This is a genomic window from Paenibacillus peoriae, from assembly GCF_022531965.1.
Taxonomy (GTDB): Bacteria; Bacillota; Bacilli; order Paenibacillales; family Paenibacillaceae; genus Paenibacillus; species Paenibacillus polymyxa_D.
The window spans coordinates 1,120,698-1,144,420 of sequence record NZ_CP092831.1 but is presented as its reverse complement, the minus strand read 5'-3'; the positions used below and the strand labels follow the sequence as shown (position 1 = coordinate 1,144,420).

General features: G+C 44.8%; 24 protein-coding genes. 4 read left to right on the top strand and 20 right to left on the bottom strand.

The window, feature by feature from the left end; translation table 11 throughout:
- Positions 1 to 12: 12 nt before the first annotated feature.
- The 7 genes from MLD56_RS05135 to MLD56_RS05105 form a co-directional block, all read right to left on the bottom strand.
- The gene (locus tag MLD56_RS05135; protein WP_029517545.1) at positions 13 to 1,380 is read right to left on the bottom strand and encodes a glutamate-cysteine ligase family protein; all 1,368 of its coding nucleotides are present in this window, start codon (positions 1,378 to 1,380) and stop codon (positions 13 to 15) included.
- 21 nt (positions 1,381 to 1,401) lie between these two features.
- Positions 1,402 to 2,127, bottom strand: coding sequence for a class I SAM-dependent methyltransferase (locus tag MLD56_RS05130; protein WP_029517546.1), 726 nt, complete (start codon positions 2,125 to 2,127; stop codon positions 1,402 to 1,404).
- A gap of 3 nt (positions 2,128 to 2,130) precedes the next feature.
- The gene (locus tag MLD56_RS05125) at positions 2,131 to 2,565 is read right to left on the bottom strand and encodes a pyridoxamine 5'-phosphate oxidase family protein (protein ID WP_029517547.1); all 435 of its coding nucleotides are present in this window, start codon (positions 2,563 to 2,565) and stop codon (positions 2,131 to 2,133) included.
- Positions 2,566 to 2,587: 22 nt separating this feature from the next.
- Positions 2,588 to 3,802 carry a radical SAM protein gene (locus tag MLD56_RS05120; RefSeq protein ID WP_029517548.1) on the bottom strand — a complete coding sequence of 405 codons (1,215 nt, stop codon included), beginning with the start codon at positions 3,800 to 3,802 and terminating at the stop codon, positions 2,588 to 2,590.
- 284 nt (positions 3,803 to 4,086) lie between these two features.
- Positions 4,087 to 4,839, bottom strand: coding sequence for an amino acid ABC transporter ATP-binding protein (locus MLD56_RS05115; RefSeq protein WP_029517549.1), 753 nt, complete (start codon positions 4,837 to 4,839; stop codon positions 4,087 to 4,089).
- 15 nt (positions 4,840 to 4,854) lie between these two features.
- Complete coding sequence (locus MLD56_RS05110; RefSeq protein ID WP_029517550.1) at positions 4,855 to 5,514, bottom strand: amino acid ABC transporter permease; 660 nt, start codon at positions 5,512 to 5,514, stop codon at positions 4,855 to 4,857.
- A gap of 39 nt (positions 5,515 to 5,553) precedes the next feature.
- Positions 5,554 to 6,321, bottom strand: coding sequence for an amino acid ABC transporter substrate-binding protein (locus MLD56_RS05105; RefSeq protein ID WP_029517551.1), 768 nt, complete (start codon positions 6,319 to 6,321; stop codon positions 5,554 to 5,556).
- Positions 6,322 to 6,639: 318 nt separating this feature from the next.
- On the opposite strand from MLD56_RS05105, the gene MLD56_RS05100 reads away from it, so the two are divergent.
- The 4 genes from MLD56_RS05100 (at position 6,640) to MLD56_RS05085 (ending at position 10,738) form a co-directional block, all read left to right on the top strand.
- On the top strand, positions 6,640 to 7,566 hold the full coding sequence (locus MLD56_RS05100; protein ID WP_029517552.1) for an ABC transporter permease: 927 nt from the start codon (positions 6,640 to 6,642) through the stop codon (positions 7,564 to 7,566).
- 1 nt (position 7,567) lies between these two features.
- Positions 7,568 to 8,518 carry an ABC transporter permease gene (locus tag MLD56_RS05095; protein WP_029517553.1) on the top strand — a complete coding sequence of 317 codons (951 nt, stop codon included), beginning with the start codon at positions 7,568 to 7,570 and terminating at the stop codon, positions 8,516 to 8,518.
- Positions 8,519 to 8,714: 196 nt separating this feature from the next.
- Entirely contained in the window at positions 8,715 to 10,358 is a 1,644-nt protein-coding gene (locus tag MLD56_RS05090) for a peptide ABC transporter substrate-binding protein (protein WP_029517554.1), read from the top strand.
- Positions 10,358 to 10,738: a DUF3899 domain-containing protein gene (locus MLD56_RS05085; RefSeq protein ID WP_029517555.1), complete on the top strand. Its 381-nt coding sequence runs from the start codon at positions 10,358 to 10,360 to the stop codon at positions 10,736 to 10,738. Before MLD56_RS05090 ends, MLD56_RS05085 begins: the two co-directional genes overlap by 1 nt.
- 303 nt (positions 10,739 to 11,041) lie before the next feature.
- On the opposite strand, the gene MLD56_RS05080 is transcribed toward MLD56_RS05085, so the two are convergent.
- The 13 genes from MLD56_RS05080 to MLD56_RS05020 all read right to left on the bottom strand — a co-directional run bounded on the left by MLD56_RS05080 (position 11,042) and on the right by MLD56_RS05020 (position 23,695).
- Entirely contained in the window at positions 11,042 to 11,719 is a 678-nt protein-coding gene (locus MLD56_RS05080; protein ID WP_029517556.1) for a vWA domain-containing protein, read from the bottom strand.
- 52 nt (positions 11,720 to 11,771) lie between these two features.
- Entirely contained in the window at positions 11,772 to 12,317 is a 546-nt protein-coding gene (locus MLD56_RS05075) for a hypothetical protein (protein ID WP_029517557.1), read from the bottom strand.
- 337 nt (positions 12,318 to 12,654) lie between these two features.
- Positions 12,655 to 13,755 (bottom strand): toxic anion resistance protein, encoded by a 1,101-nt coding sequence (locus MLD56_RS05070; protein WP_029517558.1) that lies wholly within the window; start codon positions 13,753 to 13,755, stop codon positions 12,655 to 12,657.
- Positions 13,756 to 13,851: 96 nt separating this feature from the next.
- A complete protein-coding gene (locus tag MLD56_RS05065; protein WP_029517559.1) occupies positions 13,852 to 14,532 on the bottom strand; it encodes a hypothetical protein in 681 nt (226 codons plus the stop codon).
- Between the two features lie 58 nt (positions 14,533 to 14,590).
- Positions 14,591 to 15,622, bottom strand: coding sequence for an ATP-grasp domain-containing protein (locus tag MLD56_RS05060; protein WP_029517560.1), 1,032 nt, complete (start codon positions 15,620 to 15,622; stop codon positions 14,591 to 14,593).
- A 17-nt stretch (positions 15,623 to 15,639) separates the two neighbouring features.
- Positions 15,640 to 16,476: an HAD family hydrolase gene (locus MLD56_RS05055; RefSeq protein WP_029517561.1), complete on the bottom strand. Its 837-nt coding sequence runs from the start codon at positions 16,474 to 16,476 to the stop codon at positions 15,640 to 15,642.
- Positions 16,473 to 17,624, bottom strand: coding sequence for a cysteine protease StiP family protein (locus MLD56_RS05050; RefSeq protein WP_029517562.1), 1,152 nt, complete (start codon positions 17,622 to 17,624; stop codon positions 16,473 to 16,475). The genes MLD56_RS05055 and MLD56_RS05050 overlap by 4 nt, the downstream gene beginning before the upstream one ends.
- A complete protein-coding gene (locus MLD56_RS05045; protein WP_080658626.1) occupies positions 17,621 to 19,099 on the bottom strand; it encodes a phosphoribosyltransferase family protein in 1,479 nt (492 codons plus the stop codon). Before MLD56_RS05045 ends, MLD56_RS05050 begins: the two co-directional genes overlap by 4 nt.
- Positions 19,020 to 20,207 carry an HpcH/HpaI aldolase/citrate lyase family protein gene (locus MLD56_RS05040; protein ID WP_029517564.1) on the bottom strand — a complete coding sequence of 396 codons (1,188 nt, stop codon included), beginning with the start codon at positions 20,205 to 20,207 and terminating at the stop codon, positions 19,020 to 19,022. The genes MLD56_RS05045 and MLD56_RS05040 overlap by 80 nt, the downstream gene beginning before the upstream one ends.
- 167 nt (positions 20,208 to 20,374) lie before the next feature.
- Positions 20,375 to 21,109, bottom strand: a complete 735-nt coding sequence (locus MLD56_RS05035; protein WP_029517565.1) for a TerC family protein — start codon at positions 21,107 to 21,109, stop codon at positions 20,375 to 20,377.
- Between the two features lie 26 nt (positions 21,110 to 21,135).
- Entirely contained in the window at positions 21,136 to 22,404 is a 1,269-nt protein-coding gene (locus MLD56_RS05030; RefSeq protein WP_029517566.1) for a TerD family protein, read from the bottom strand.
- 102 nt (positions 22,405 to 22,506) lie between these two features.
- Positions 22,507 to 23,088: a TerD family protein gene (locus MLD56_RS05025; RefSeq protein WP_023987194.1), complete on the bottom strand. Its 582-nt coding sequence runs from the start codon at positions 23,086 to 23,088 to the stop codon at positions 22,507 to 22,509.
- A 31-nt stretch (positions 23,089 to 23,119) separates the two neighbouring features.
- The gene (locus MLD56_RS05020; RefSeq protein ID WP_013308970.1) at positions 23,120 to 23,695 is read right to left on the bottom strand and encodes a TerD family protein; all 576 of its coding nucleotides are present in this window, start codon (positions 23,693 to 23,695) and stop codon (positions 23,120 to 23,122) included.
- Positions 23,696 to 23,723 lie beyond the last annotated feature (28 nt).

Sequence of the window (23,723 nt, the reverse complement as noted above, 5' to 3'; positions counted from 1 at the left end):
CCAAAGTCCTCCTTACGATCCCTCATTGACAGGAATACAATTTTGCGACACTATTCGCTTTATTTCTTGCGTTCCAAGAAGTGTATTTTTCGAGTTCCCCCTGATATTGTTTATTAGTGATAAGGCTGGAGGGCCTACTCTAAGTCGCTTGCTTAGTACCTCCTCCACAAGTGTTGCAGTTGAAGAAGATTTTCTTTTCCAATAATCACAAATACGCTCGCCAGCTCTATTTATTAATTCCGTGGCTGCATACTCAGTGATTCTTTTACCGTCGGATGTAAAATAGTAAAGCTCACAGTCAATTCCGTAGCATGAAGCCCTCCTGAAGTTTTCCTTCACAAAAGTAACGGGAAGAAGTCTTTCTCCGCCTTTGCTTAGGCTTAAATCCAAAAGCGCATAGACTCCGAGATGCAACGCAATATCTTCCCGAAGTGTTGGCTGGATCGGTATAAATCGCGTTTCAAGCAAGCATGCTGTGGGCTTACCGCTGCCACCTACCAGTTTTAATCTCGCAATTTTCCAATTCATTTTTTGATTGAGGCTAAATGCATACCGTGGATCGGATTTCATATGTTTTTGTTGATACAAAGTTGCCCAATAATTATGGAAATTTGCATAATATTGATGAGGAAATGAAACGCGAGTAGACAGAGCTGCCAAAAATTCAGAATAGGTCCGCAAATCATAACCAATCTCCCAAATCAGGTTACGAGTTTCGAGCAATCCGGTTAATCGCCTGTCCAAAATCGGAGAATTGGCCCCAATGGCAATAAAGAGAGGTGAGATCTCAATCGTCTTGTTCAAAAGATCAATAGCAGCCTGATTATAGTTAACCTGTACATTCATTTGTGTCGACTGACACCCGCTAATTAGCTCATGAACACGACTTGATAGATCAACTTCTCCCAAATGAAGCTCAAGGTGATGTTTTCTTGAACTTTTAAACTGGTCGAGTATCATTTGATAATTTTCCCGGTCATCTGTAATTTCCAAGTCAGTAAATGAACCAGGATAGGTACCAAGACGCGCCAGTCTATTATTTTGGGCATGTGCTATGGCTGCCGCCTCTTGCTCCATTTCCTGCATTTCATTTATAAGATTTTCAAGTCCCTCTGCAAGTGTGAAAGGACGGGATACCAATTCAATTTGGCTGGCACCTATTTCCCGTTTTATAAATGTTGCATTTTCAATTACACGATTCCGGACCTTTTCATCTACCAAATTAAACTCAAAATCAAAAAGAAGGTATTCGGTTTCAAAACCCATAATTCCGGATAAATTATTTTTAGTAACCAAAATATTTTTTTCAAGCTGTCTAAGTTGTCGTAAAAATGCCCTGTTCATTAACGCCGTTGGATTCAATGTAACGGTTTTGGACATACCCTTATTCTCCCATTTGCTCTATTGATTGAGTTGCAATAGGTAATAGTAAGAATCGTTTCCCCGTTTAAGTTTCTGTTGTTTAACTTGCACTATTTTTAGTCCAGCAGCCTTTGCCATCTCCTCTATTTCATGTTTCAATAACATCCGACATCGACAGGTACAACGGCTGGTTTCATTTTCATTTTTATAAACTGTGAAATACATCATTAAGATCTGATTAAAAACATCGATTTTGACTTCTCCATATACTTCAAATGCTTCCCCGTCGATAGTCAGTGATTTAATCACTTTAGGTGCCCCGCCATATTCCATGATTTGATGTTCCGTCACTGGCGTAACATTAACCATTCCAACCCCTTCGGCTGATAAACTTGAAGCAATTACTCTAAAAATATCAAATTGGTTTTTATACGCAGGGAACATTTGGATAGAATTATCCCCAATGTGTACGATGTCAAATTTTTGAGGGCAAGACCAATCATTTAAGTCAGAGCATACCGTATTAATCATATTTCCATGATCGTTATGCTTGTTGAGCAACAATTGCAACGATTCCGGCGAACGATCAACTACAGTTACAGATTCAATAGACTTGTTTATAAAACCAAATAAGTGTTCACCACTCCCTGAAGCCAGGTCCAAAACCCTTGCATGTATCTTCTCAGGCCAGACATCACCAATAAACTTTTGCATTTCAATCGTATCCGGACCTAGAAAATCAAAAATCAGTTCGTCTGTCTCCATGAGTCACATGCCTATCCGGTCCGTCTGCTTCCAATCTACAGGAGAGTATTGATGATCTTCCTCGCCCATAAATCTTACTGCATGGGGTGTGACTTGAAACAATACAAACTGATTTCTTTTCTCATTGCTAAAGGTTTCTTTTATCATAGGGTTGTTTTCCAAAAATAGATCTTCTTCCTTCTTTTCACTCACCCGTTTGGCCTTACCTGCCATTCTGAGCTGAGCCCCGTCTCCAAAATAAGTAAGCTCCACATTCTCACACGTCCGGATTTGTTCAACCTTATCTGTATTGCTGAAGGTAGAGAAATATATATATCCGTTGTGAACAGTCCCCGCATCTACAGGTCTTACATGAGGTTGATTATTGAATGAATCATACGTTGCCAGATAGGCAATAGAAACGTTTTTAATCCATTTTGAATATTCTTCTTGATTCATTGTATTCACCTTCACTTTACTCTTAGTTTTTAATTTCATCCGGGGCAGTCATGAGCTTGTATCCCCAGCCATCCCTTATATAATGCATTAGTACAATCGCGCGATTTAGACTTTCTGGTTTTAATATGTAAGCCGAGTCTTGTTGTTCCACCAGATTTTCTTGAATTAAAACGGACAAAAGAATATTAACATCTTTCTCCATTTCCATTACTTTTTCAAAATTAACTCCTAGATACTGCTCTAACGTTCGTTCCTCGATTTTTCCATAGGCATTCAAATGCCCCCATACAATCGTAAACGCATAATTATCGACTGTAATTTCTTCTTCGACTGAATGTGGAAGTTCTATATAATTTTTAATATAAGGAGGTGTGAAGCGTACACGATTATTATCCCAATATCCCGCAGATCCGGGTCCAAAAGCCAACACCGGCTCTGTTTCACTTATAGCATCTTTTTCATAAGGAAATATATAATCTGGTAAAGAAAAAACAGTATTATCTACTCTTATATATCCGTTTTGTTGTAAAAATCCGCACACTTCTTCATAAACTGAGATTTTATCGGACAATGCTAGAATATGTTTTCCTCTTTTCTCGCATCGCTCGACAAATTCCTTTCCCCCTGGATAAGAGGAGTAGAAAAGACTAACCGAAATATGTTCCGGTCGTATATTCACTGTATCCCTTATGCTTTCCATGACCGTGCTCTGCGTCTGCCCCGGGATTCCGATTAGCAGATCAATATTTAACATGTCGTAATCAATTTCTCGGATCAGGCTTGCAGCCTTTATAATTTTTTCTCGTGAATAGGGCCGTCCCAGCAATTTGAGCTCTTCATTATTAAAAGACTGGGCACCGATACTTACACGATTAAATCCTTTTCTCCTGAAAATAGACAAGGTTTCTTTGGATGCGGTATCTGGGGAAACTTCATACGCCATAAATTTCATGTGGGTAAATTGTTCTGGGGTAATCCTATTTCGAATGGAATTTATAATAGTGTCTAGCTGACTTTCATTTAGGAGGGATGGGGTTCCTCCACCAAAAACTATCGAGGTGATTGCTGATTTTGGAAATTCAGTGCATTCAATGTCCACTTTCAAGGCTTTAACATACTCATCCATTACATCGAGGTTAATCATCTCCTCTTCCGAAAATTTGGCTGTAAAGTAGCAGTATGGACAGCGCTTCTTGCAAAACGGAATGTGACAATAAATGTGAAAACGATCAATCATTCAAATCCCAACCTTCCACTTTTAAATTGTGGAGCTAGTAACAGAATTTGTTTAAATCGTGGTAGCATGTTTTACATGTTAAACCCCATTTCTTACACAATCATATGAAATAGATCACATTTACTGGAATAAGAACCATTTCAAAAAAAAAAAAAGCATTCTTCGTTCGCTTAACAGAGCTCAAATAGCCTGCTTCAGCTTACATCAGAATACTTCTTTAAAGTCGCTTTTGGGAGATATAAAACACATATACACAAGTATGCAAAGATGATATGCATCTTGGGCTAAGCTTCCACCCGATTCAAAAACACCTTCGTCCGCTCCAACTGCGGATTGCCAAAAATCTGCTCCGGTGTACCGGATTCTGCAATTTCGCCATTATCCATAAAAATGACGCGATCCGCCACATCTCGCGCAAAATTCATCTCGTGGGTCACGATGACCATCGTCATATTCTCCTCAGCCAGCTTTTTGATGACCCGCAGCACCTCGCCTGTCAGCTCGGGATCAAGGGCCGAGGTCGGCTCGTCGAACAGCAAAATATCTGGATTCATCATCATTGCCCGGGCGATCGCCACGCGCTGCTTCTGCCCTCCCGACAGTCGGGATGGATACGCATCTGCTTTATCTGCCAAACCGACTTTAGCCAGCAACTCAGCGCTTTGGCGGCGCAGTTCAGCCTTACTCACCTTTTTCACCAGCTTCGGAGCCAGCTCCAGATTATCCTGCACCGTCAAGTGAGGGAACAGATTAAAATGCTGAAAGACCATGCCCATACCGGTAGTAATGCCCTTAATGTCACCTGCCGGAGCGTACTGACCATTTTCCACCAGTGCTTTATCATGAATGCGGATCGTCCCGCCTGTCACATCTTCCAGGTGTACCAAACTACGGAGCATGGTACTTTTCCCTGAACCTGAAGGACCGATGACAGCTACAACCTCGCCCGCTTTAACGTTAAAGCTCACTCTTTTCAGAACGTCGAGCTTGCCGAACGATTTTTTCAAATCGATAACTTCTATTGCATTAGTATTCATATCCCGACATTCCTTTTACTCGAATTTAAAACGTTTTTCCAGCGCCCTGAAGAATAGCGTCAGCACCAAAGCTAACAACAAATAAATAACCGCTGCTACAACATAAGGTACAATCGAAAAATCGCGGTTTACAGCCGTATTGGCAAAATGCAGCAGTTCCGGTACCGCTACTGCATACAGTAGTGCCGTATCTTTTACTAATGTTGTCGCCTCATTGGTTACCGCAGGCAAAGCGATCCGTACCATTTGCGGCACAATGACTCTTATCAGCGTCTGCGACTTGCTCAAGCCCAGCACTTGCGAAGCCTCGTATTGCCCTTTATCAATCGACAACATTCCGCCTCTAAAAATTTCTGCAAAATAAGCCGCATAATTCAATACAAATGCCAGCACGGCAGCCGTTGTTCGATCCATTACCAGATACTCCCCAATGACAGGCAACATCGGCAGACCAAAACAAAAGAACAATAATTGCAGCAAAAGCGGCGTGCCGCGTATAACATAAATGTACGTGTGCATCAGCCAAGCGATTGGCTTAATCCGGCTTTTGGCCAGCAACGTAACGACAAAACCCAATGGAATAGACAAGATGAGCGTGATGAAAAATAAAATAACCGTCATCTGTGCCCCTTCAAGCATAGGCTTCATAATTCGTAAAATATATTCCATACTCATGACCTTCGACTCCTAAACCTTAGTTCAATACACTACGTATTAATTTAATACTTTATCTTCACCAAACCACTTTTTCGAAATTTCAGCAGCTTTTCCGTTCTTGTGCAGCTCATCCAAAGCGGATTGCAGCTGCGTCAACAGCTCTTCATTCCCTTTTTTCACACCGATGCCGTATTCCTCAGGGGCCAATGATTCATCAAGCAGCTTATACGTCCCTTGTTCCTTCGACATATAATACTTGGCAACGACTTCATCAATGACAACCGCATCCAGGCGACCGGTTTTCAGATCTGTCAAAGCAAGAACGTTATCCGGGTACTCAGACACTGACTTCAATTTACTTTTGATCGGATTCGCATCCAATGCATCGGCTGCTGAAGACAGCGTCTGGAGTCCCACCGTTTTGCCCGCCAGATCAGCCAGCTTGGAAAGACTGGAAGTAGCTGGTATGACAATGACCTGACTGTTTTTCAGATATGGCTTCGTGAACAGCACTTTTTCCTTACGTTCATCCGTAATGGTGTATCCATTCCAAATGAGATCAATACGTCCGCTGTTCAGCTCGGATTCTTTGGCAGACCAGTCAATCGGCTGAAATTTCACCTGTTTACCCATTTGTTCCCCGGCCGCTTTCGCATAATCAATATCAAAGCCGGTCAGCTCATTATTTTCATCTCTAAAGCCCATCGGGGCGAATTTATCATCAATGCCAATAATCAATTTACTGTCGTCCTTACCGCCGGAACATCCGGCCAACACGATCATCATCAATCCAATTAACATCGTAAACATGGCTGCTTTTCTCATCTTATTCCCCTCCAACAATGGTGACCCCCGTATCCAAGAACAGGTGGCAAACGCTTTAGTTCGTTAACACGTTATCAGAGTATCATCATAACACACCGCAGGATACTCGTCGAGAGGAATGAGCGGAATCTTAGCCTTATATAAATGGAAAACCTGTGACGAAAATTTGACCTGTGTTCTATAATGTAAAACCTTACCTTGACATGTCACCTAAACCGTCTTATTATTTCCTAGTATTCTTATATACTTTTACTTATATTAAATTTTTAGCAGCAATAGTATGTAAATCAGCTTGATAGACAGGAGAAATTAAGCCCCATGTACATTTTAAAGCGTCTTTTTACGATGTTCATTACACTGTGGATTATCGTCACTTTAACGTTTATCATCATGCACATCATTCCGGGTGACCCATTCTCGAACGATTCCAAAACCATTCCGGAAGCGGTATTGCAAAACATGCGTGCCAGGTACAATCTGGACAAGCCGCTCGCTGTGCAGTATGTGCTGTATCTCAAAAATCTGCTAGTGCTGGATATGGGCCCGTCTATTCAATCGAAAACGACGGACGTCAATATGCTCATCGCCCGAGGTTTTCCACCTTCTGCATTGCTCGGTATTCAATCCATCGTGGTCGCGATTATTGCCGGAATTTCGCTTGGAACACTGGCTGCTCTACACCATAATCGACCACTGGATTATATCTCGATGTTTATCGCCATTGTTGGTATTTCCGTACCCAGCTTCATATTGGCACCGTTGCTAATCAAGTATGTTGCCGTTCAATGGCACCTTCTTCCGGTCGCCTCATGGGGAACCTGGCAGCATACGGTGCTCCCATCGCTGGCTCTCGCTGTTTCACCTCTTGCCGTTATCGCCCGCTTTATGCGGACGAGTATGCTGGAAGTCATGCATGAGGAGTACATACGCACTGCCAAAGCGAAAGGGTTGTCTTCTTGGGCAGTAGTTCTGCGTCACGGATTACGCAACGCGTTGGTTCCGGTGCTTTCTTTTATCGGACCGCTATTCGCTTCCGTCATTACAGGTACCTTTGTCGTTGAAAAAATATTCGCCATTCCCGGCATCGGTAAATACTTCGTAGATAGTATCTTTAACCGGGATTATCCAGTGATTATGGGGACGACCATTTTCTACAGTTCCATTCTAGTCGTTACTTTATTTTTAATTGATATTTCCTATCGCCTTGTCGATCCACGAATCAAATTAGTCAGTAAAGGAGATTAACATGAAAGCAGCACCTACTGTCGAAAAGGACAGTCTGTTCAGTCTTGTAGACCGCAGCCAGATCCCCACCGCCACGTTGACCAGACCCAAAGAATCACTCTGGCGGGATCGGCTACGCAGACTTTTCAACAACAAGCTTGCTCTTTTGGGGCTTTCCCTACTAATCATGATTATTGTGCTGGCGATTGTTGGACCTTCCATGGTTTCTTATGCACCGAGTGATCAATCTCTTTTGAAGACGAATCTCTCTCCTTCCAAAGAGCATTGGTTTGGCACGGATGATCTGGGGAGGGACGTATGGGCACGGACATGGGCCGGGGCTAGAATTTCACTCATGATCGGCTTTGCCGCTGCCGCCATTGATTTGGTACTTGGCATTCTCGTCGGCTGTGTTGCTGGCTATTGTGCTGGGCAGGGTAAAACGGGCGACCGGATCGACAGCATTCTCATGCGTATTATTGAAATTTTGTATAGTATTCCTTATCTGCTAGTCATCATTCTGCTGCTCGTCATTATGAAGCCCGGTCTGCTCACGATGATTATTGCATTATCTATTACTGGCTGGGTCGGTATGGCACGTGTAGTACGTGGGCAAATCTTACAGCTGAAGCAGCAGGAATATGTGTTGGCAGCCCGTAGCTTGGGGACATCTCATTCGCGTATTATCTTCAGACATTTGCTACCAAACGCAGCGGCAATCATTATCGTGAATTTAACGTTCACTATTCCGTCGGCTATTTTTGCCGAATCGTTCCTGAGCTTTCTCGGTTTGGGGATTCAGTCTCCTTCGGCCAGCTGGGGGACGATGGCTAACGATTCACTTGGCGTTATTTTAAGCGGTCAATGGTGGCGCCTATTTTTCCCCGGGCTGATGATATCGCTCACCATGCTAGCGTTCAATACGCTTGGAGATGGGCTTCAGGATGCACTTGACCCGCGTTCACAACATTAACAACAGAGAGATCCCAATTGGACAAGGAGGGGTGTCACCATGATCCGCAGCTTCTCGCCTAACCGCAGGAAGAACGGCAGTTCCTTTATCGAAGTGCGCACACGCGGCATACCTGCAGGAAAGGAGGATGAGTAACTCCCGGTAAGGTGTACCTTATTTTTGGCATAACTAATTACAGTAATGGAGGAAAACCACGATGAAAAAAATGCATTGGATGACGATCATCTTACTTTTGGCCGTAACGGCTTTGGCAGGATGCTCTGGTAATACGGACAAAACAGCAAGCAACGACCCGTCCGCTGCTCCTCAAGCAGATGTCCCGCAAGAAATTAATGCCAATCTGGCAGGTGGAGAACCTTATACGCTAGACCCTGCTTTCGCATCAGATACAACGTCCTATTTTGTAATTGATAACTTGTATGAAGGGCTGTATACATACGATAAGGCTGGTAAAATCGTAGAAGGTGCTGCCAGCAAAGTAGACGTATCTCCTGACGGCAAAACCTACACTTTTACTATCCGTGACGGTGCAAAATGGTCGAATGGTGACCCACTGACAGCTAAGGATTTTGAATACTCCTGGAAACGGGTACTAAATCCAAAAACAGCTGCCTACGATCCTTCTGCCCTCTACTACATCAAAGGTGCCGAAGCGTACAACACAGGCAAAGGTAAAATTGAAAACGTGGGTGTTACAGCCAAAGATGATAAAACTCTTGTTGTTGAGCTGAAATCACCGCTAAGCTTCTTCCCCACGATCGCCGTGGGTCATGCTTATCTGCCAGTAAACCAATCGGTTGTTGAGAAAAATGACAAATGGGCAGCAGAAGCAGGCACAATTGTCGGCAACGGTGCGTATGTAGCCAAGGAATGGAAACATAACGAACAAATTACGCTGACGAAAAACGATCAATTCTGGAACAAAGATGCCATTACAATGGCAACGATTAATTTTAAAATGGTGCAAGACTCCACAACGTATTATCAAATGTACAAAACGGGCGATCTGGACCTGATTTTGAGCCTTCCCGTAGATACATTGGATCAGGAAAAGAGCAACAAGGAATTCCTGTCGCATCCGTCTTTCAGTGTGTACACCTATTCTTTTAACGTAAAACAAAAACCGTTTGACAATAAAAAAATCAGACAAGCCATTGCCTATGCTATTGACCGCGAAGCACTGGCTACCAGCGTAACCAAAGGTGGCGAAACTCCGGCTTACGGTTATGTTCCATACGGAACAACAACACCATCCGGCAAGGACTTCCGTGATGAAGCACCGAAAAAATACTATGAGTTTGACGCTGCAAAAGCGAAACAATTGCTGGCCGAAGGTCTGAAAGAAGAAGGTTTGACCAAGCTGCCACCAGTCACCTTCAAATACAACACTTCGGACAAGCATAAAAAAGTAGCTGAAGCGATTCAGGAAATGCTGAAAACAAACCTGGGTGTTGAAGTGACGCTGGAGAATCAGGAATGGAAAACGTACATTGATACCTTTAAACAGAAGAACTTCCAGATCGCCCGTATGGGCTGGGAAGGAAACTTCCTGGATCCGCTCGGCGTATTGGGGCATTATACTTCCAAAAACTCGAACAACTTTACCAACTGGAGCAACCCGGAGTATGACAAACTGATTGAATCCTCAACCTTTGAGCTTGATCCGGCAAAACGCTTTGAACAGCTCCATCAGGCAGAAGACGTATTGATGGAAGATCTGCCGATTATTCCGATCCAGTTCTCTGCGGACACTGCATTAATCAGCCCTAAGATTCAAGGTATCGTATTTGATGCTCGTTCGAACCCAGACCTGCGCTTTGCGAAACGGGTCGAAAAATAATGATTTTACGTTTTGGGATCATCGCCCTGATTGTCAGTACCTTAGGGTTTCTGTACGCCACCCCCCATCTCTTGAATGGTCGTGAACACATGGCTACTGCAAATCTGTTATTCCTGTTGGGGTTGCTGGGCTTGGTGATCGGTGCAATCTTCCACGTTCTGCAAAGCGGTTTTCTAACCCTCTTCCTGCGGGGATTTGCCGACATCGGACAGTTATTCATTCGTCAATCCAAGGCATTACGAGAGGAAAATGAGCGTTTGCGTTCCGATGAATCTTTGTCAGCCTGGAAAACATCCATGTTCCGCCACCTCAAGGTATATACTTCGGGGTGCGGAGCAGGGCTTATCCTTTGCTCGATGATACTAATGGGGATGAGTTAGGTTAAAACGATTAGAAGCCTTTGGTCGGTTGGTGGGCGCTGCGCGTGCAGATTGTTCTTCCGATCGCTGTTATCCCCGGATTTCTATTGAATAGAACCTGTAAGGGTAAAATCCGGGGATAAAGGCGAACGCTTCGCTTCTTCAGAACAATTCTGCCCGCTCCGCTGGCAACCGCCGTAGAGCTTCTATACGTTTTAGAGGTGTGTAAAGAAAGAGAGAGTTTCGCATTGCTAGCGGAACTCTCTCTTTTTGTATTTTTTATATGAAGCTTTGTAGGATCGCATATTACAACACTTAGTATCCTTAATAAATATGCTTTTCTTTCGCTTCTTGCAACCATGACGGGAACTCGTTAAGCAATAGTTCGTACAATTCATTATCTTCCATAGATTCGATATCTTGTATTTGAAAAAAATTAGCGTTATCTACCACACGGCCTTGTATGTTGTCGAGCTTCTTTAATACACCAAAATCGGACTCACCCACACCTATAAATTGCCAGAAAATCGGCTCTCCTGACGAATCAATGACCGCGTTGTCGATGTTGTCTCCTTTTCCACGCTTCACACCGCCATCATTAATAAAAATAACAAAGGCCGGATCAGAAGAGGGTTCTTCCTTGGTGTATTTGGCGATGACATCGCGCATCACAGGCGGCTCATCATTACGACCGAACTTGGGCAAATAATCATTGGACAGAATATGTCTTTCAACATAGTTGTCAACATCATTTTCGGTAACGGAAGGCAACCGTGAAAAACGGTGATCATACACCCATACGTCCAGTACACCATCATCATCCAAAGCACTCGCTACTGCAACAATTCGTTCCAACACCTTTTGAACGGTACCATTTTTGTACAAACTTCTCATAGATCCTGAAATATCGAGCACCAATCCAACTCTCGCAGTCACATTCGTTAGATTCTTTTTAGTCAGTACCAGTTGCGCATTCTTTTTAAGTAAAGAAATACTGCTCATGTTCCCCACGCTCCTCTATGATGTTTGCGTTTGTACGTCTAGTACGTCTACTCTACCATCTGCGTCGTTCGTCGCCTCTCAGGGGAAAGTCGCTTAATTCTCCGAGTTGGTCATGTGCAGCCTTATAAATACGGAGGATAGCTTGCACTTTGTTAAAATCATTGTCTTCCGGGCCGAATCCTTCCATATACATTTTTTGAATGATGTTTTGGAAAAAGTCCATACGTTCGCGGACGGAATCCTGCTCGATTTGCAGTACCTCTTCAAAGCTGTGTGTCTCGGCAAAATCAGACAGTTCATCAAATTCCTGTTCCTGATATCGATCTCCCCGAGTTTCGGGATTGAGATCAATAGAGGTACGCAGGGTTGATAATAAAATATTTTCGCGTGCCAGCATGACATGAAAATCTTTGTTCTTAAACAGATCCGTAACGATCAGACGGCACATTTCCTTGTTCTGCAGTAGAATCCCGTCAAAAGGATGCAGCGTCCACACACCGTAGTTAAAAAATAAATTAAAATTGAAGCTGCTGCTTCCATACTGATATACAATGTTAATTTTCGATTCGTCGATGATTTCAAATGAAAATTCCAGCATGCATTCTCCTTTTGGATTCCAATATTTAACTCTATCCTATCAGAAAATGCATGATTTTCAATAAAAAATTTTATTTCACAGAATCATTTAACTCCACAATTGAATCTACTTTTTCGCTACTGGCAGCCACAAGTAAATAGACAATGACACAACCCAAAATAAAGGACATCATACGCTCGCTCTCTCCTTTTGTCATTCGCTTTTTAAGAGTTTATGCACGAGAATGCTATGTATGTTCATCATGTCCTTTATTAGCTGCTGGCAAACCAAAAAAAGACGCCCTTCGGAGTCATCCCGGCGTCTTTTTCATAGATTGGTCTATTATTCTACATTGTCATCAGTTCAAAAACGAGCTTAAACCCTCAGAAGAATTACTATCCTTCAGCGGTTTGGAAGGTTCTTTCCCTTCGATCCCCAAACGTTGGCTAAGGTTGGCATTGATTGCTGTCATTTTACTTGTATAATCATGGCAGCTTTCAATAATCCGACGGTTTGATTTTTCAGACAGATCCAAAGCAGATACCAAATCACCAATCGCCTGATTCACAGCCTCCAGTGACATAGAAGGCTTGCTAAGCAGATCTGTCGTTCTCTCGGTCGTCGTTTTGAGAAGCTTCGCATTTTCCTTGAATTGATTTTCAATGGTACGGTTGGTCGCATCGACGGCTGAAATGATTTTGTCCTGATCCGCCAGCGCCATCGCGATCATAGCCGATACAGTAATCAGATTCGATGTTTTATCAATCGCATTATTTACAGAATCAATCAGTTTATCATTGTTATCATTAATAATATCCGTTGCCGCAATCGCCTGATTGTATAACAAAATCATTTCGGTCATAGACTGCGTACGAGTAACCACCTTGCGCAATCCCCGCTCCAGATGAGGCTTGCGGTTTTCATTTTCCGGCTTGGCAATCTCGGTCTCAAACAGTTCTTTCAGGCGATTACCAAAGGCGATCTTCGTCTGTAAATTGTAGATTTCTTCAATGGAGGCTTTCTTCAACTGTCTCATGCTGACGATGTTTTCTTCCAGATTATCCTTACCATCTCTCAAGGCAGTAATGATTTTCTCGATGTTCGTCTTCACCGACTGATACTTGTAAATGTAGTTTTTTAACGGGCTTTTACGCAGAAGCTTGCCAAAAAAACTCACATTTTTGCTCTGCTGGAGCGTTTCACATTCATCACGCAGCTTTAAGATCATATTGGATACCTCAGCCCGATCACCGGACATGAGGTCGTTTACCGGACGATCCAGCATTTTAAGGGTCTGCCCCGCACGTTCCTGCGTTTTAACCCCCAACTTACCGATATCATCCATTAAGGTATCCAAGCTCATGACATCGCTTTGTGATACCTTCTGAATCAGCTGTGAAGCCTCCTCAGTCACCTTCTGTTCATCTTCTTTTTTCAACTCAGCCCATGGGGTCGCCATACGCTACCTCCTATTCTAAAAAACAACTGTTCCCAAGTATAATCGTTGTTTTTCAGAGCAGCTAATTTGCTACTTTTTTATTTTCTTACAAATCGCCTACAATTCGGAACTGCTATAACGCTGGTGAATAAGCTCCGCTTTGCTCTGTAATTCCATGAGATCCTTATGCTCCACCGTGGATACAATTACTGATATTTTATTATCCACATCCCGTAATCCGTTTAACAACGTCCTCCGGTTGGTCCGCTTCGCATCGCCGCTGAGCCGAAGGAACGGATTAATTAGCCCATTCAAATCCTTCAAAATCAATCTCCGAACCGTATGATTCACTTCGCTGTTGTTCAGTTCATGCAAAAGCGGAATGACCCGCTGCAAACGTGCAAATAGAGCCAGCGCCTTCTCGACAATCTCGTTATCAAGCGCATCCTTCTGTCCCTCGGAGATCACCATATCCTCCAGTACCTCCAAATACTCCATCACCTGAGCAAATTCACTGCTCACCTGATCTGGTTGACGTACTTGTCCTGTCATAGACTCCGGTCGAACGGCAGCTTCCTTTTCATGCTGCTGTGTCTCACCGACCTGCTCCTGCACCACCGGAATCACGGAACCGGTCAGATTGGGGCGAGGATGGCGAACAGCCATGATGGCGCTGTATCCTCCCAAACCAAGGATCGGAATCGCCAAACACACAAACAGTGGCAACCAAAAACTTAGTAAAAGCGCAATCAGGTAGCTAACCACAGCAATCGTGGCACCCCACATTTTTGACGTCATAGCTTGTACCTCCTGACGTAAACCCTTACCATATTGTAGAAAACAATATTTGTGTGTGTCAATGTACGGATTTACGTATGGTGATTGGCTGCTCGATATGACTGGCTAAAATGTCGTATTGCGGATGAAGTGAACCGATCTCATGACCCAAGGCCGATTTCACCGCTAGATAAGGAAAGTTGATACCTGACAAACATGATACATGAAGTCCTCCGGACATCCGCGGATTGATCTCTAGCAGCTTGGCATGCTCGCCGTTATATTTTACCTGAATATTATAATTGTACGGAATATGATACGCCTCAGCGACCTTCTGTGCCACCTCCAACAGCTCGGGATGCTGCTCCAGCAGCCGTAATCGTCCTCCTGCCTTCCTACGCGGAACTGCTGCTAGCAGCTTTCCGTTCCGGTCAGCCAGGCAGTCAATACTGTATTCGTATCCCTCCAGCAACTCCATCACCATCAGATTGGGAAATGATTCTGTGGATGACAATACGCGGTGTGCTTCCTCGAACGAAATATGATTCAGCGCATGTCCGAACAGTTCGTCCAGCGGATTACGTTCATTGTCGATGATACGAAAGCCCATTCCGCCTTCTGCATTACATGGCTTAAAGCATACCTTATGCCCAAGTGCTATTAACGACTCATAAGCCTGTTTAAACTGCTCGGCATTGCTGGCAATGGCATAATCGGGAATCGTGACAATGTCCTTTTGACGGATGGATTCATAAAACAGATCCTTTTCCATCAGTTGCTCCAGCAGTTCGGTATCTTGGCATACCATCACTTTTGTCCCAATATCATCGAACAAATAAAGATGCTTGCTAATATCGAGCATATTCCACCGTGGGATAAAGACATCAATTCCGTGCCGTCTGCAAAAATCAGCGCAAAACCGTGCGTACTCCACACCACTGGTGCGAGGCTCTACTTCAGCTACATCACTGGCCTGTAACGCCATATGCTGCGGATCAGAGTGCGTCGCATAGATCTCGAACGGAATACCGTCCTCATTGTTACGAATAGCATTCATATAATGATACGCCACTGAAAACCAGCGGTTAAAATACACTTTAACCTTCTTCACAGAGCCACGTCCCCTATCTATTCTGAAAATGAAGTTTGAGCTGCGAACACACTCCGGTGTATTTCATGAACATACGCCATGATTTCGTTCGCTGCATAAACCCCCGACACTTCTGTAAAACGATAATTGACCTCCAGCTTATCCCGCAGTTGTTCCCGATACAATTCACCATGACGCGGAGCAATCGCATAATCGGCATAGTCCAGCAGACAACGGTCTAGCAAAGAGTCACCGGACGCAACCACGGTCCCTCCATTCGTGAGGTTACGGATATGCTCCACGGCTGCCTGTTTATTCACGGCTGCAGGTACCAAATACACCTTACGACCTTGAATGGATACCTCCCAGCCCATTTCACGCATGATTCGCGCCTTCTCCAGCACCTGTTCCAGCGGCATACGATCCCGTTCAATCATGAAAGCATAGAATAACTCGTCGCAAAAGCGTTCGTTTACCACCCAATCTTCATGCAGCACCTGCCCGAACACCTGACGTGCTTCTTCCGCGTGAGCACCATCACGGCGCACTTGTTCATGAATACGTCGATTCCACTCTCGATCCACCTCGCCTCCAACGATGATGTTTCCGCCATTACTCGTCACGGCATATGCGGGAACCAACTCCGTCTGAAACACGGTGATTCGTCGATACTGTTCCATCGTCCGAGTCGTCACGGGCATAAACATCACATCTTCAGGCAGTGTCTTTAGCCATTGCAGGGCTTGTTCAGAAATAAAAGCCGATGTCGCCCCGTTTATCTGTTCCGCAGGCAACAGACCAGGGGACTCCAGCGGTACGCCAAGCGAACGTTTGGAGTAAATCAGTGTCTGATCCAGATCACTTGCGTAGATCATTCTTGTCCCCCCTTGAGCGGCTTGATAATTCCGCAGCAGGAATAAGTCAATCCTTCAAATACCTCTACGGGCACTCCACGATCCTTTGCTAGCAGCATAATATGCTGGAGATTCGGATTATCTTCGCGATCAATCAGAATTTTCCACGGCACTCTGCGCAGCAGTACACGAGTCGTCTCCCCCACTCCGGGCTTGACCAGATTGATATCCCGAATGCCAAATGCCTGCTGAATCGCCTCAATATCCCGTAAGCCCTGCCATGTCACCGCAGGCGGATTCAATGTCATTAGTTCAGCATATGCAACGGCCGCTTCAGCCACGTCTTGAAAATACCCGGATACCGTATCCACAAACGTATTGGACTGATCCACTGACCGCCAGGATTCATAAAATTTGGCCCCATGGAAATCGTCAGGGCCTATGAGATCGTCGCGTAATACCGTCCGACTCATTAAACCTGATACAGTCGAATTCAGACAAGCACTTGGAATCAAATAATCTTCTCGTGTACCAAAGGTTTCTGAACATCTGCCCGGATCGGCCAGCACCGCCAGATCATCATTTAGGCGCAACCCGTAATCCGCATTCATCTCACGGCAGGCCTCAATCAATACCTGGCGAATTGCCCCTTTCCCCGTCCAGCCATCGACAAACTGAAGTTCAATCCCCAGCCCATGCTGCTGTAAAATGTATAATATCGCATTCCGGTCAATGCCTTTGCCACGAATAATAGAAATGCTGTAATGCGGCAAGGATACGCTATACTTCCAGTCAATATAACGCTTGATCAGGATACCAATGGGCGTCCCTGCTCTAGCCAGAGAAACAATCGCCGTATTTAAGCCTCTTTTTCTCACAATCATCTCAGCCACAGAAGCTGCCGCTAATGCAACCTTTTGGGCAGATTGGGCAAGCGTTTCGTGAAACAATGCAATATACTCTGCGGTGGGCTCGTATTCCACTGGCAGCATTTCTGAATAATGGACGCCCGACTGAATCGCCTCTTCACGATCCTCCGTCCCTTTTTCCAACGTAACCCTACTCAAATCCTTCAATAAAAATGTGACATCCGAGGCAGGATAACTGCCTAGAGGTTTGGGCGGATGAATGTTCTTCTGTTGTATTTGCTCCATGAGTGCTTGCTTCATATCCGCGCTCCTTTACTCTCCTGTCTAGTTAAACCGTTAAAATAAACGACATGCACTTTATCGCAGCCCAGACGGTTCAAAGCCTCCAGCATGGGGTTCATCCGCTCTAGGTCCGACTCCCTTTCCATCAAAACGAATATTTCGTCATACTGACCAGGGTCTACATTATAAATAAAATTGCGTATCGTACTGTCCTCAGGCGATGGATATGTCACACCACAAGCGACTCCATACCCTTCTTCTCGGTGGGGATATACCGGGCTGCGTGTCGTCGATTGAAAATACACATCCGGGCCTAACTCTGCTGCAATCCGCATTGGAATGTACATGAATTCTCCCGTGCCCATAACCAGCGTGCGTTGCCCAGAACGAAGTTGCTTCAGTCGTTCGGCTGTACGCGTGATTTCTGCATCCAACGCTGAATTGTCAATGGATTGTAGACCAAAACGGCCTGTATATTTTAGATAAGGAGCTGTATTGGTGTACCCGTCCGTTGACATGGAGCTGTGTACTACCCGCTCAAAACCGGAAGCCTCCTGTTCAAAACGGTGGTCAATTATTCCAGAAGCATCTTTATTAACCTCTGCCATGCTAGTGGCTGCATGTTCTGGGTTCCCAGCCTGTCCAGCATATTCTGCGTGATCCAGTATTGGTACTCCCTGTACCTCAATCTTTCCTTTGAGCAAGCTTAAAGGCGTAATCGTAATGCCTAGCTCTACCTCCAGATCAGCGAAAGCCTGCTCGTCGCTGTCTGTCCGCCAATCCAATAACGAAGCAATCACATACTGTTTACGCGGAAAATGCTCCTGAATATCCCGTATGATATTAAGCGTTGTTTTCCCCGTCGTAATTTCATCATCTACCAGCACAATCGGGCCATCACCCGCAAAAGCACCTTCATCCAGTGCATAGCAACGATGATCAACAGCGTGCGAATGCTCTTCTTCAAACCGAATAATAGGCCGAAGGCCCGGGATATCCTCGCGTGTCGTATGAATATACGAGGTACCGTCGTCAAACAACCGATACATACTGTGTCCCAGTGCTGTAGCCGTCTCGGCAAAACCAACAAACTTGATCGGCTCCGTAAAAGCAAAAGCTAAACGCTCATCCATCAGCTTTCGATAGGCCTCTTTCGCATAGTCTGGGTTAAGTAGTCCTCTCACGGCCTCTCCAATCAGTTCATCCATCTGTTGTCCCGCTTGTGGGACAAGCTCCTTATATAGCAGGATCGCCAGCGCCGCACCACTGAGCAGAGAGGTGTATGGGTTTACCGGAATATGCTTGCCCAGCACCTTGCTGACAAATAAAAATGAACGCTTTTTATTGACCCGTGCCGCCATCGCAAACAGCTTGTCCACAGGAAGACGGAATGGATTATGAGTCTCCGTAATTTTAACGCTGAACTGCTCCAGGATTGGCAGCAGATGTGTTTTCGTGGTTGGGTAAGAGACTGACAAAATGTTGTTGTTCATGTAACACCCCGTATACTTTTGATCTATTGATAATTCGATGAGCCCAATTCAAATGCGGCTTAATTTCATTCATTTTGTTGGCATAGGTACTTTTGAATACACCCAGACTACCGTCGTTACGCTCAACAATTTCAAGTGCATCCATATACTCTTCATGTGTCACCGCATACATGGCCTGTACCGGCTTAATATGGGAGGGATGAATAATCGTTTTGCCGATAATCCCATTCTCTTTGTCCATCATGACTTCTCGGATCAGTCCGTCTACGGCATCTGAGATGAAGTCCATCCGCAAGTGTCGGCCCGGCTTCCCAAGTGCATCTTCGAAAGGAGATACTCTTAATTGAGGTTTAAAGACACGTTCTCGGTGAGAGAAATATTCCCATACAGGACCGGAAATGACGTAATTTGAGCCCACGCGTCCAAACAAGTTAATAATATCTGCGATGCAATCCCGAATGACGGCAATTTCATAAATCGTAATATCCGGGCTGCGTCTCAAGCCATACAGACTGGAAAAATCGGTTGCTCCAATGCGTACATTCAACACATATTCCTGGTACTCGTCTAAGATTTCTTTAATCGACAATAGCTCTTTCCAGCGGGTTTCCCGATAAATGATTTTGGAGCTTTCAAGAATCGGTAGCCCGTACAGCACAGGCATGTTGTTTTCGTTTCCTGCCCCTGTATGCATACTCCGGTTATATTCTGCAATGAGTGCAAAATACGCTCGTCCATTATCAGAAGAGAACTTGGGTAAGACAAAGCCCGTGAGCAGTGACAAAGATTCACCCAAACCGTTCAGTAGTCGTTCCAACTGCTCCACAGAGCGCACACGCACAAATAACAAAGGTAATTGCTGTTCACTCATCATCCCCGTCCGTACATAAGACAATAGTTGAAACAGCTGCTGCGCCAGCGATTGTTCCGCCTGCCCGACCTGCTGATCCCCTATCGCATCCTCCAAATCCAAAATGACCGTTGTTAACCCTTCATGTTTTCCATTTTTGATCTCTTCCGCTACTTCCGAGCGGGTCGCTGGCATGTACAAAGCCGCTCCTATCGCATAAGCCAATATACTTTTGGGAGAACGGTTATGAAACTCCAACGGTGGAGTATAAAAGATCGCTTCTACTTCCTCAGAGGTTAAATCATTAAAATATTTCAGGGCTCTTCCCCTCCTCTTGCTCTTTCTTGCCTGACTGAAGCCCTGTGCTCCGGGTATAAAAGAAATCCCCCCTTAGTTTCAGGAGGGATTTCGCTATACTTTGTACATTAAGCCTCTTTGTCGGCCTTTTTCTTTCTTTTCGCCGAGCTGATAACCATTGTGCCTACAAAGACAGCAATCAAAATGCCGAAGAACAAAATCTGCGACATATGAAAGCCAAAAGCAGCAGCCAGCATTTTACCCCCGATAATGGCGATCATAATAAAGGCTGTCTGTTCCAGTTCCGGAAATTTATCAATGAGCTTGAGGAACACTTGAGCAACACCACGCATCATCAGAACGCCGAGAATACCACCCAGGAACAGAACCCATACTTTCTCGCTCACACCGAAAGCTGCAATGACGCTGTCAATACTGAAGGCAATATCCATCAGTTCGACCATTAATACCGTTTTCCAAAAAGAAGTAGGTTTGTTTTTCACTTCTCCATCACCTTCGGACTTGAATAAGCCCTTATAAGCGATATAGAGCAGATAAGCTGCACCCAGTACCTTAATCAGGGTGAACTTAATCAGGAATGTACCCAAGCCGATAGCTAGGAACCTGAATATATACGCACCCAAAATCCCGTAAAATAAGGCTCTCTTCTGTTGTTCCTTAGGTAAGTGTTTAACCATAACTGCGAGAACCAAGGCGTTATCCGCCGATAAAAGTCCTTCCAGCAAAATGAGAGTTCCTATAATCCCCCAACTCACTGGATCAGTAAGCGTACCTACAACATCACTCCATGAAAAGAAATGGCCGTAGTTTTCGCTGATATTTTTAAACAAATCATTCAACATGAAAAGAGTGCCTCCGATAATTCAATTTATTTGCTACCCTGCGACCAGCGCATGCCCCAGTTATAGGCCCGATCCAACTCACGATGACCGCCATAGAACTGCACGAGTCTTTCAATGCTAAACGTTTCATCGTTTACATTTTGGATCATGGCAATTGCACACATCCCTTTGCGATTGTCATGTTCATTCATGTGAACGATAATGTCCGGCCCATCCTTCTGGTACAGCGTGACTACCCCGTCCGCTTGTGACCAGTTCGTGACTCCTTCATAGATGAAGGTAAACACCAAAATTCGCTTAATTTCAGAAATTTTAGCACCGTTGATGCGAAGATTTTCCCCTGTTTTCACAGAGCCTGTACGGTCGTCGCCATCCAGAGCAATGTACGGAAAGCGATTTAGAGAACCGAAAACTTCCCCGAGCGCCTGTACAACGCCTTTATCTCCATTCTTCATCTCATATAAGCAGCCCAGATCCAGATCGACACCCTTGGAGCCGCGATTAAAAAATCCCTTGCTTTGCTGCACCTGATTCCAGTTCAGATTGATCAGGATTTCACCCAATCCGCCTGAGCCCTTTTTCAGATTAATGGTGTCGCCCTTCTTCTTCAGCTCAATTTTCCGCAGATTCAGATTCACCGGTGTTGCAGATGGCTCTGGCTTCGGAGCAGGTGGTACTGGTGGCGGCGTTGGTGCTGGTCGAGGCGCTGGAGACGGAGGTGTAGGCACTGGCGTGGGAGGAGCCGGATTATTTTCCACTTCAATCCCAAAATTAACGCACAACGCATCCAATCCACCGGAAAAACCTGCGCCAATCGCGTTGAATTTCCATTCCCCGTTATGACGATACAGTTCACCAATAACAATCGCAGTCTCCACTGTAAATCCACTGTCCAAATTAAACCGCAAAACCTCTCCACTAACCGGATGAGCAAAACGAATGAACCCACCTTGAACCTGTCCAAAATTTTGCCGTTTCTGATCCGCATCATAAATCGTCAGCGTAAACGCAATCTTCTCGATGTTTGCAGGAATTCGCGTCAGATCAAGGGCAAATTGCTTTTTGTCACCGGACTGTTGTCCGTCTGAATAGGTGATAAAGGGCGTGGTCGGATTGTTATAAAAAATTAAATCCTCATCGCCCGATACTTTTCCTCCAGGACCTAGCAAAAATGCCGAAGTATCCAGCTCCAGAGACGCTGGGGACTCCCAGCCAATCCCTACGTTGACATGGGTCAGGCCCGGATTTGTTTTCGTCAAATCCGCCTTCTGTCCCTTTACTACGATAACAGCCATGATTGTGTCACCTTTCTGTCGGTTTGTCATGTGTCAGCGTACGCTAATGTAATAGCTTAAAAAGAAAGGGTAGCGCCCTATGGACACCACCCCAAGTGGATATTATTGAGCGTCCAAGCCATAGTTTTTAGCAAGCGCACCCAATCCACCAGCAAAGCCACTACCGATAGCCTGGAATTTCCAGTCTGCATTCTGACGGTAAAATTCACAGAATACGACGGCCGTTTCGGTGGAAAAATCTTCTCCCAAATCGTAGCGCAGCACTTCACGATCCGTTGCTGCATCTACCACACGCACAAAAGCATTGGATACTTGACCAAAGTTTTGCGCGCGTGCCTCGTAATCATAAATGGTAACCGTGATCCCGATACGGTGGATGTTCGCAGGAATCTTCGAGAAATCAACGATGATTTGCTCGTCATCCCCATCGCCCTCACCTGTGCGGTTATCGCCTGTATGGGTAACCGATCCTGCTCCACCTGTCGGGTTGTTGTAAAATACAAAATCATCCGCAGCTTTGGCTTTGCCGTCTTCATAAAGTAGGAAAGCTGAAGCATCCAGGTCAAAGTCCGCGCCACCACTGTATTTATTCGTATCCCATCCAAGACCTACAACGACACGAGTCAAGCCAGGATTCGTTTTGGTCAGATCAATACGTTGTCCTTTGGAAAGGCTAATGGTCATTCCGCATACCTGCTTTCTTTGTATAGATTTTTTATGCCAAACCGTAATCGCGCGTCAATCCTGCAAGACCATCTTGGTAGCCGCTACCAATGGCATTGAACTTCCATTCACCGCTATGACGATACAGTTCGCCTACAACAACGCCTGTTTCGATTGAGAAATCTTCTCCCAGATCAAAGCGGACCAATTCTTCATTGTTTGCTTCGTTTACGATACGAGCGTAAGCACGGGACACTTGTCCAAAGTTTTGGCTGCGTTCTTGTGCTTCATAGATTGTAATCGTAAAAGCGATCTTTTCAACGTTAGCTGGCACGCTACCCAGATCAATTTTAATTTGCTCGTCATCTCCGTCGCCATCACCTGTGCGGTTATCCCCTGTATGAACGACAGAACCGTTCTCATTTTGTGGGTTATTAAAAAAGACAAAGTTCTTATCGGATTCTACTTTACCTTCCGCATTAGCCAAAAATACGGATACGTCCAGGTCAAAGTCTTTACCGCCATCATATTTGTTTGTGTCCCAACCGAGACCCACTGTGATTTTGGACAAACCTGGATTTGTTTTCGTCAAATCGATTTTTTGACCTTTGGATAAGTTAATTGCCATGAGTAAGAACCCCTTTTCACATTAAGTT

Coding starts and splice junctions, on each gene's coding strand:
- MLD56_RS05135 (WP_029517545.1), bottom strand. CDS start 1,380: ATGTCCAAAACCGTTACATTGAATCCAACGGCGTTAATGAACAGGGCA.
- MLD56_RS05130 (WP_029517546.1), bottom strand. CDS start 2,127: ATGGAGACAGACGAACTGATTTTTGATTTTCTAGGTCCGGATACGATT.
- MLD56_RS05125 (WP_029517547.1), bottom strand. CDS start 2,565: ATGAATCAAGAAGAATATTCAAAATGGATTAAAAACGTTTCTATTGCC.
- MLD56_RS05120 (WP_029517548.1), bottom strand. CDS start 3,802: ATGATTGATCGTTTTCACATTTATTGTCACATTCCGTTTTGCAAGAAG.
- MLD56_RS05115 (WP_029517549.1), bottom strand. CDS start 4,839: ATGAATACTAATGCAATAGAAGTTATCGATTTGAAAAAATCGTTCGGC.
- MLD56_RS05110 (WP_029517550.1), bottom strand. CDS start 5,514: ATGAGTATGGAATATATTTTACGAATTATGAAGCCTATGCTTGAAGGG.
- MLD56_RS05105 (WP_029517551.1), bottom strand. CDS start 6,321: ATGAGAAAAGCAGCCATGTTTACGATGTTAATTGGATTGATGATGATC.
- MLD56_RS05100 (WP_029517552.1), top strand. CDS start 6,640: ATGTACATTTTAAAGCGTCTTTTTACGATGTTCATTACACTGTGGATT.
- MLD56_RS05095 (WP_029517553.1), top strand. CDS start 7,568: ATGAAAGCAGCACCTACTGTCGAAAAGGACAGTCTGTTCAGTCTTGTA.
- MLD56_RS05090 (WP_029517554.1), top strand. CDS start 8,715: ATGAAAAAAATGCATTGGATGACGATCATCTTACTTTTGGCCGTAACG.
- MLD56_RS05085 (WP_029517555.1), top strand. CDS start 10,358: ATGATTTTACGTTTTGGGATCATCGCCCTGATTGTCAGTACCTTAGGG.
- MLD56_RS05080 (WP_029517556.1), bottom strand. CDS start 11,719: ATGAGCAGTATTTCTTTACTTAAAAAGAATGCGCAACTGGTACTGACT.
- MLD56_RS05075 (WP_029517557.1), bottom strand. CDS start 12,317: ATGCTGGAATTTTCATTTGAAATCATCGACGAATCGAAAATTAACATT.
- MLD56_RS05070 (WP_029517558.1), bottom strand. CDS start 13,755: ATGGCGACCCCATGGGCTGAGTTGAAAAAAGAAGATGAACAGAAGGTG.
- MLD56_RS05065 (WP_029517559.1), bottom strand. CDS start 14,532: ATGACGTCAAAAATGTGGGGTGCCACGATTGCTGTGGTTAGCTACCTG.
- MLD56_RS05055 (WP_029517561.1), bottom strand. CDS start 16,476: ATGATCTACGCAAGTGATCTGGATCAGACACTGATTTACTCCAAACGT.
- MLD56_RS05050 (WP_029517562.1), bottom strand. CDS start 17,624: ATGAAGCAAGCACTCATGGAGCAAATACAACAGAAGAACATTCATCCG.
- MLD56_RS05045 (WP_080658626.1), bottom strand. CDS start 19,099: ATGAACAACAACATTTTGTCAGTCTCTTACCCAACCACGAAAACACAT.
- MLD56_RS05035 (WP_029517565.1), bottom strand. CDS start 21,109: ATGTTGAATGATTTGTTTAAAAATATCAGCGAAAACTACGGCCATTTC.
- MLD56_RS05030 (WP_029517566.1), bottom strand. CDS start 22,404: ATGGCTGTTATCGTAGTAAAGGGACAGAAGGCGGATTTGACGAAAACA.
- MLD56_RS05025 (WP_023987194.1), bottom strand. CDS start 23,088: ATGACCATTAGCCTTTCCAAAGGACAACGTATTGATCTGACCAAAACG.
- MLD56_RS05020 (WP_013308970.1), bottom strand. CDS start 23,695: ATGGCAATTAACTTATCCAAAGGTCAAAAAATCGATTTGACGAAAACA.